The organism is Mycetohabitans sp. B2, from assembly GCF_021733735.1.
GTDB lineage: Bacteria > Pseudomonadota > Gammaproteobacteria > Burkholderiales > Burkholderiaceae > Mycetohabitans > Mycetohabitans rhizoxinica.
Genome location: NZ_JAHKSP010000054.1, coordinates 1 through 8,008 on the forward strand (window position 1 = coordinate 1; position 8,008 = coordinate 8,008).

The window sequence follows — 8,008 nt, forward strand, 5'->3', positions numbered from 1 at the left end:
CAGCTTCAAAACCGCTGCGCCCTCGGCTGCATGACTTCATCTGCGAGCTAAAACGAATTGTTCAGGCCCAACTAAATAAGGGAGTCGGACAAGGCTGCTGCCAGGCATTGATACGGGAATAACAGAGATGTAGGTTTAGTTCCGACCTAAAGGCTCGCGCAGCGGCTACGCGACGCGCTCCACCCAGGCAACAATCGGGGCACCGTTGTAATTTGTATCAAAAGTTCGGAACGCGTCACGCACGTCATAGCACTGAGGCTACCCCCAAGTGCCGCTCTAAAGTGGAAATTTCCGGCTCTTCGGGGTGGGCCGAATTGGCCCGGGGCCTGCACTGGCAGGCGAACTCGGCAGGCGTCATCCACTGCAGTGCCCAGTGGGGACGCGCCTCATTATAGTACTGGCACCAGGCCTCGATTTTGCGCCTGGCATCTTCGAGCGACAAGAACCAATGCTCGTTTAGGCATTCCTCACGCAAGCGCCCGTTAAACGACTCGTTCTTGGCGTTATCGGTTGGCTTGCCAGGGCGAGAGAAATCGATCTCAACGCCCTTTTCATACGCCCTGTCTGGCGACAATTACTTTTGCCGGTGGCGCCAACTAGATGGAATGGTCGCCTCCCGCCTCAGCAGCTGTTCCAGCGACTGACCTGGGTGCTTGGTTTCGGTGCAAATATGCGACAGTGTCTTTTCCGTTCTTTCGTGAAGGAGAGGTCAAACACTTTGTCGAGCAGCTGCCCCAGGAAACAACGGCGCAGCGCGCGTACTATGCCCGTTGCCGCTGGCTGACCACACTCTTCTATCTGCAAGGTTTGCGCCTCTCCGAGGTCGCCCACGGCACCATGGGTGACTTCTCGCGGCGCCTGGGCCCAGATGGACAGGACCAGTGGTGGCTTGACATCGTCGGTAAGGGGCAACGCGCGCGGCGCGTGCCCGCGTCGCCAGAGTTGATCGTCGAGCTGACTCGCTACCGGCAGGCGTGTGGCCTGTCCTCGCTGCCCCGTCGGGCCGAGGACACGCCGCTGGTCGTGCCCTTCCGAGGCGCGCGCCGTGGCCTGTCGCGTTCCGCCCTGCATGACGCAGTCAAGCGGATCTTGCGCGACGCCGCGTCGTGGCTGCGCGCACGCGGGCCAGAATTTGCCGATCGCGCCGACGAACTGGTGCGCGCCTCGGCGCATTGGCTGCGGCATACGGCCGGCTCGCATCAGGCCGACGGCGGCCTCGATCTGCGCACGGTGCGCGACAACCTCGGGCACGTGTCACTGACCACGACGAGCTTGTACTTGCATGAGGAAGAGGATACGCGGCACCGCCAGACGGTGCGCGGCCATCGGATGAACTGGGGCGACCAGGAGGCGGTCGAGCCCCCTGCTCAGGCGCCACAGCGCTGATTGCCGGCCAGCCCGGCTTGCCGCGCGAACATGCACACTGCGTTCCCGTGCTTGAGCAGGCCTCGCCACGTGTTTCATTGCACGAGTTGCGCCACGGTGCGGGCTCGCCCATGACCGACAGACAACTCGATTTGCGCCTGATGCACGCAATCTGAGTCACGCATCGCGGATCATCACGAACCTGTATCTGTACCTATATCGCAGTGGCTTGCTCGACCAACCTCGATTAGTCTGGCATGCCATTGCCCCGGCTTACGCGAGTAATGCAATTGAGCGATCCATTGCGATATCATGTACCTTTAGGAACAAGCAATGCTTGAGCGGCCAAAACGCCGAATACATCAACTCATAATGATTGTCGTGGACGGGTTTCCATATGTTCGCGATCGGAGCCAGGAAGCTTTGCTTCGGCCAACCGCAAAGCAAAAAGAGGCTATGGGTGCTATAGCCATACTATTAGCGCCGCAAGTTTGATAGGTTTTTCACTTTACTGGTGGCCGGCAAATGGACAGTCTGGACGCCCCTTCAGGCGTTTTTGCTGTTGCTCATCGCTGTGCTACTATTCATCGTAGGAACGATTCTGAGTAAGAGGGAATAAGTGGCTCTGACGCTTGGACTAGCGGTATTCGCCTTGATGACGGGTTTCGGAGCGTATTTGCTCATCGCCACAGATGAGAAGGCCCGTCAAGACAGTGAATCCAAACGTCATGCCTGACTCGACAACTGTTGCTTAAAAATACGAAATGATATAGCCAGTGATCGAAGGGCACCCCGGCGAACGTCACATGCGGTTGGGCCATTTGCGTTGCTTAAGAAAGGACACTTGCTTTGATGGGCCAGAAGTTGCTCGCCATTGCCGTACACGTCGCTCCATCCAGTGTGCGACGTGTACTGTCGGCATGCTGCCCGGGATGGTCGTCTTGTAGCTTCCAGGGGATCGTGACCGCTTGCAACTGCAGTGCGCTCAGGAGTATCGGAACAATTTCGGTCTGCCAACCCCCGGCGAATGGATCGGGACGAGAGCGCCAGTAATGCTGCCGCTTTTATGATAGCAGCGCTCAATACGTCGCGCACTGCGCGCGCTGATGCCGACCTTGTCCGCAGCGGTCCCCTGCGAGTGATGTTTGTGTTTAGACATGTAGAGGCAAACCTGTTAGTCGGTGATACGGGTTCCAGGCATGCGGCCGATCGCTTCTTATTGATTCGATCTGCCATCGTAGAACCCAGCCGACTCGGCGACGCCGGCGGAGTCTGTTCGGTTGCTATGCAGCCGCTATGCTTCTCCACCGGTCATGACCATCGTCGCAACACTGGCGCATTGACTCAATATTTTTGTTACCAAGCGGAGCCTGTTGCCTCATGTAATTTGTTACCGTCAGAATGTTGGCGGGGACGACTGATGGCGAGGCAGCTCAGTATGTCAACACGACGGGAATGGATAGAGGCGGTCGGTGAGCGGTACCGTCGTTCTGATCGGAGCGAGAAGCGCGCGATACTGGATGAGTTTGTCCAGGTGACGGGCTATCACCGCAAGCACGCCATCCGTGTGCTGTGCCGCCGAGGACAAAGCCCGGCCCCCCAGCGACGCTACGACGATCAGGTGCGGGCCGCGCTGATCACGCTCTGGGAGCCGGCCGATCGGATCTGCGGCAATCGACTGAAAGCGCTCATTCCAACGCTGATTGACGCGATGACACAGCATACTCACCTGACGCTATGGCCGCTACATGGCAGGCCCTCAACGCGTCGTCGATACCATCCATGTATCCGGGAGCTGGTCGCTCCACACGCCGTGCAGTGCGCAACGAGCCCTTAATGTTTCAGTGCAACGATGAACCGATTGCCGATCATCTCCCATCCAAGAATGCGCATGTCGGGAGCGGGCAACAGGCGTTGAAGAAAGAAAAAATCCACGCCGATTATCCGAGTAGTGCGATACCGGGTTGGATCTCATTGTCACCTGCAGGTTCACATAAAGTGTGGAAAAACCATTCTTACTTTGCGCGCAGCAGGGCGTGCCGAAAATGCACTTCTCGAAATCAGATATCATTGCATTACTGTACTGCCTCCCATTGGAAAACAGAAATGATATCCACGACTGCGGTTGACCGTCATCTACGCCGTCGAGCAGTCCGCACCAAAGGGTCGTCCGCGCGTCCAGTGGAAGTTGATTCAAGCCATTTATTTGTTCTGCGACATCGTTGCGACACCGGCGATGTTTGCGCGCCGACGCCGCCGTAACAGCTTCGCTGCGTACATCGCTCGTACTAACCTGCCACGGAGCGTCAGGCATGACCTGCTCTGCCAGCAGAACACGAATACAGCAACCTGCATTGCTCGCTCTCAAGTTCTTAACCATAGCGGGACACGGCTCCCTGTTTTAGAGCGTGTTATGACTTTGAAAGATAGGGTGGCATGAACGAGCATAACACCCTCTAGGGAAGACCCTCGTCTTCGGTATAATTTTCATAAAACATTGCGCTGTGAAAATTTTTCATTTTCTCAACATCATAATCTTCAAGGTGGCCTTACTTCACAAAATTGACCTTAGTACTTGACATCAGAGTTGAGTGGTATAGATTGAAGTCAAGGCTTCGTCTTTTGAGGGGCTCAGTCGATACAGTCAAGCTTCGTACTGGTGTCGAGTGATTGCGCATAATTGGTCTATCGGTTTACTTAGTACTGTTTCGGTAACTAATTTTGAACCTCGCAGTGTTATTCGACATGTGCGTTGATTAACGCCCAAAATTTGGACAATTGGGCAAATTCGCAAAGATTGCAAATAGGTTAGAGACTGACGGGCGAGTTTTTTGTGCCGCATTATATGAGTCGCTTCTTGTGTCAGATAAATGAGCATTCCTTTTGTGGCCCAGTATGAGTACTTTTGATGACGCGTTTGACCAACTCGTTGGCAACGAAGGTGGTTATTCCAATCACCCTCAGGACCCTGGTGGTGAAACTATGTGGGACATCACCCAGCGGGTGGCGCTCGCATGGGGCTATACCGGTCCCATGCAGGATTTGCCGCGAGAGACAGCAAAGCAAATTGCCAAGGCGCTTTATTGGGATCCACTGCACTGCAATAGCTACGACACTCGTGTTGCGTTTCAAGTTTTGGATGCCAATTACAATGGTGGCCCTGTTGTTGTTTGGATGCAACAAGCCAGCGGCGCGCGCGCCGACGGCAAACTTGGATCCAAGACGATCGCCGAGATGCAAGCGGTCGACCCAGAGCTATTTATTATGCGTTTTGTGGCCGCGCGACTAGCTTATCTAACCGTGTTGCAAACGTGGTCAAGTTTTGGTCGCGGCTGGACACGGCGAATCGCCACTAATTTGAGGGTAGCCGGAGCTTAATCATGTTGCCGATTGTTCTCGCTCTTGCACAGTTCGCGCCACAAATCGCCCAATGGATTGGAGGTAGCCGAGCCGAACAGGTCGCGCAGCAAGTGGCCAACATCGCCCAAAAGGTCACCGGCACCGGTACACCGGAACAGGCGTTAGCTGCGATCCAGGTGAACCCCGAACTTGCCTACCGGTTTCAGGAAGCGATTTTGGAAAGCCAAGTCGAGCTGCAGCGCATCGCCGCTGAGTTGGAGAAGGCACACATCACCGCTAACATTGAAATGGCAAAGGCTAATGCAGCCGACCGCGCCGATGCTCGACAGAGGGCGCTGACTGCACAGGACCGCACCCCGTGTAACCTCGCTTATTTATATACAGGCGCTCTATTTTGGTGATTAGCGCGCACTTTTGGCTGTTGTTCTGTCGCATACCGATTGAACCGCTTGCCTTTGGCGTGCTCGGCAATATCGAGGGCGTACTGATTGCGATGGTCTTGGGTGCAAAGGAATTCTTCAACGGCGAAAAAGCAGGCAGCAGTCATCACCAGCTTTGCGACCGATCCGGACACTTATGCCACAACTCAAGGGCTAAATCCTATGTTGACACGTGCGGAGGCTGCATCGCCGCCGTTAGCCGAAGGTAAATCCTAAGAGATTTTAATGTTTGTGGTCAGCAGTTCGATTTTCAGAAGACCTATAACAACAGCCGCATCGTTGGCGGTCCCCGTTGTCTCGACAACGCTTGTTTCGGCAAGTTTATGATTGGCTTACTTGTAACCGTGGTGATTTGAGCATATCTTTTACTGTGCTTACTTATCACAGCTCGATAAACTAGGAGAGGATGATGATTGCAAAATTATGGACATCTTTAATTTTTTTCGCTATTTTTCCTATTTACGCCTTCGCTGATACACAAGAAATAGTAGCTGAGTGTAAAACAGAAGGAACTAGCTTTAGTGGTGCTAGACATAGCTGCGATTCACAGGTGAGTCGAATTACTGCTCCTGACGGATATGTTCTATCGGAAAAAACCTTAAATGGTGGATTGATCCAGCAAAATGGTTCTGAAAACGAGTGTCGTGTTGGATGGGAAGACTACGTTGACGTTATTCCTGGCGTCGCCCAACCTCGAACCATTACTTTACAAGCGCACGCAAGAAGCCCTAAAGGGCATGGTTCTGGCCGTGGATGGTCGACATGTAAATACACCGTTGAAAGGGTCAAGTTGCCGTGACGCTTGAGGCTCCCCCCAAATCAGTGCCGTTCTAAAGTGGAAATTTCCGGCTCTTCGGGGTGGGCCGAATCGGCCCGGGGCCTGCACTGGCAGGCGAACTCGGCAGGCGTCATCCACTGCAGTGCCCAGTGGGGACGCGCCTCATTATAGTACTGGCGCCAGGCCTCGATTTTGCGCCTGGCGTCCTCGAGCGACAAGAACCCATGCTCGTTTAAGCATTCCTCGCGCAAGCGCCCGTTGAACGACTCGTTCTTCGCGTTATCGGTTGGCTTGCCAGGGCGAGAGAAGTCGATCTCAACGCCCCTTTCATACGCCCACTTGTCGAGCACCTTGGAGATGAATTCACTGCCATTGTCTGCCTTGATGAAGCGCGGTAACGGCCGGCCCACAGCGATGCGATCTAGCGCCGCCAAGACGTCTTCACCACGTAGCGTGGCACCCACCTCGATGGCCAAGCATTCGCGCGTATAATTGTCGACAATTGTCAGCGTGCGCAAACGCCGACCGTCAAACAGTGCATCAGCGACGAAGTCCATGCTCCAAATCTCGTTGATCGCGGTTACGAGCTGTTTGGGCTGCTTCAGCCGCGCCGCCTTGTTTCGCCGCGGTCTCTTATGCCGCAATGACAGCCCCTGCTCGCGATAGAGCCGATAAACTCTTTTATCGTCTAATTCCTGTCAATAAGCTTCCTCTCTGTTGCAATGCTTCATAGAGGCCGTCTCGTTGTCGTCTACGCGGTCGCAGTGCGCCACAACGTGCCGTTTGAAAGTCGCTACAGCGTTCCGATGTGATTGCCGCGGTGGGACCGCAAAGAGAGTGAAGGAATCGCTGCGGCGACGTCATCAGCCTGAATGAAGTATTCGGATCTGGCAGTGCAAATAGTCAAATCGAATCCACTATCTGATCGCCTTGAAGTCTGTTTGCCCCTTCCACATAGAGAGCAGTACGGTCGCTAATTTGCGCGCGGTGGCGACCATCGCCTTGCGAGCGCCAATGCGAGGAATAAGCGTCAGTGCCCATCGTCTCAGATCGCAGTTTTGCCGGTATCGGGAGATGAGAGAGGACGCCGCTTCGAACAGTAGATGGCGCGTAAGCCGACATCCTGCCTTCGAAATGCCTGCGTTACGATCGACATTGCCGGATTGATATTTTGTCGGCGTCAGCCCAAGGTAGGGTCCAATGTCACGCACGCTGCGGAAGCGCTCAGCATTGTCCACAGCCGATGCAAACGCCACTGCAGTCAGCGAGCCCACGCCGGGCACGGTCATCAAGCGTCGGCAGACCGTACTGGCTTGAGCCACGCGACGGATGGCCTGATCGAGTGCATTAATTTGAATTCCAATATGGCGCAAGCTATCTATTAGGATATCAAGTACGCCTTGTACGAGAGATGAGGAGGGCATGTTTTGCTCAACAAGCCGTTCAAATGTCACACCTTTACCTGCAGGCAGGTTGACGCCAAACGTCTTAAGTACGCCCCGAACCTGGTTATATAGACCCGTTCGCATGCTCACAAGTTTTCCCCGCGCGGTCAGCAGAAGTCGCACTTCGTGGCTAGCCATGCTCTTGACCTCGACACCGCGGTACCATCCGCTGCGCGTGAGCTGAGCGATGCCGCGTGCGTCGTTAGTATCCGTCTTGTTCAGTTGGGTCGCCAGAGCCGCGTGGACATGGCGGGCATGAATGCAATCAACCGGGATACCCTCGGCTCGTAAGCTATGGTATAGCCATACGGCCAGTGGCCCCGTCTCCATGCCGACCCGCACCGCCTCCGGCGCATGTAGGCGAATAGCTCGGGCGATCTCCTCAGGGTTCGAGATGACGCTTCCGTGCCATACGCTCTTCCCATCGCGATCAACAACGCAGATTGCCGTAACCTTTTGGGACACATCGAGACCCACATACGTTTCCATGTCCGCCTCCAAAGTAAGTCACAGAGACAATTACAGCATGTGATTGTCGCGCCAGCCTTCCCGACGCAGCATCACATGCACCCGGCGATAGCCGTAGTGCACGCGTGTTTGCGTGATCTGCTTGATGCGCA

General features: G+C 55.0%; 5 protein-coding genes and 3 pseudogenes. 5 read left to right on the forward strand and 3 right to left on the reverse strand.

Annotation, left to right across the window (positions count from 1 at the left end):
* Nucleotides 1-244: 244 nt before the first annotated feature.
* Nucleotides 245-559 (reverse strand): annotated as a pseudogene (locus KPG66_RS13490) (integrase core domain-containing protein); the annotation flags it as partial.
* 146 nt (nt 560-705) lie between these two features.
* Between KPG66_RS13490 and KPG66_RS13495 the strand changes: the two are divergent.
* From KPG66_RS13495 to KPG66_RS13515, 5 genes and pseudogenes are all read left to right on the forward strand, one after another.
* Nucleotides 706-1,386: pseudogene (locus tag KPG66_RS13495) on the forward strand (tyrosine-type recombinase/integrase); the annotation flags it as partial.
* A gap of 1,399 nt (nt 1,387-2,785) precedes the next feature.
* A complete protein-coding gene (locus KPG66_RS13500) occupies nt 2,786-3,202 on the forward strand; it encodes a hypothetical protein (protein ID WP_237071165.1) in 417 nt (138 codons plus the stop codon).
* Between the two features lie 1,058 nt (nt 3,203-4,260).
* Nucleotides 4,261-4,743, forward strand: coding sequence for a glycoside hydrolase family 108 protein (locus KPG66_RS13505; protein WP_237071166.1), 483 nt, complete (start codon nt 4,261-4,263; stop codon nt 4,741-4,743).
* Between the two features lie 2 nt (nt 4,744-4,745).
* Entirely contained in the window at nt 4,746-5,126 is a 381-nt protein-coding gene (locus KPG66_RS13510) for a hypothetical protein (protein WP_237071167.1), read from the forward strand.
* 448 nt (nt 5,127-5,574) lie between these two features.
* On the forward strand, nt 5,575-5,964 hold the full coding sequence (locus KPG66_RS13515; protein WP_237071168.1) for a hypothetical protein: 390 nt from the start codon (nt 5,575-5,577) through the stop codon (nt 5,962-5,964).
* 20 nt (nt 5,965-5,984) lie between these two features.
* Here KPG66_RS13515 and KPG66_RS13520 read toward each other — a convergent pair.
* Nucleotides 5,985-6,635 (reverse strand): annotated as a pseudogene (locus tag KPG66_RS13520) (IS3 family transposase); the annotation flags it as partial.
* Nucleotides 6,636-6,860: 225 nt separating this feature from the next.
* Nucleotides 6,861-7,877 (reverse strand): IS110 family transposase, encoded by a 1,017-nt coding sequence (locus KPG66_RS13525; protein WP_237071169.1) that lies wholly within the window; start codon nt 7,875-7,877, stop codon nt 6,861-6,863.
* Nucleotides 7,878-8,008 lie beyond the last annotated feature (131 nt).

Coding starts and splice junctions, on each gene's coding strand:
- KPG66_RS13500 (WP_237071165.1), top strand. CDS start 2,786: ATGGCGAGGCAGCTCAGTATGTCAACACGACGGGAATGGATAGAGGCG.
- KPG66_RS13505 (WP_237071166.1), top strand. CDS start 4,261: ATGAGTACTTTTGATGACGCGTTTGACCAACTCGTTGGCAACGAAGGT.
- KPG66_RS13510 (WP_237071167.1), top strand. CDS start 4,746: ATGTTGCCGATTGTTCTCGCTCTTGCACAGTTCGCGCCACAAATCGCC.
- KPG66_RS13515 (WP_237071168.1), top strand. CDS start 5,575: ATGATTGCAAAATTATGGACATCTTTAATTTTTTTCGCTATTTTTCCT.
- KPG66_RS13525 (WP_237071169.1), bottom strand. CDS start 7,877: ATGGAAACGTATGTGGGTCTCGATGTGTCCCAAAAGGTTACGGCAATC.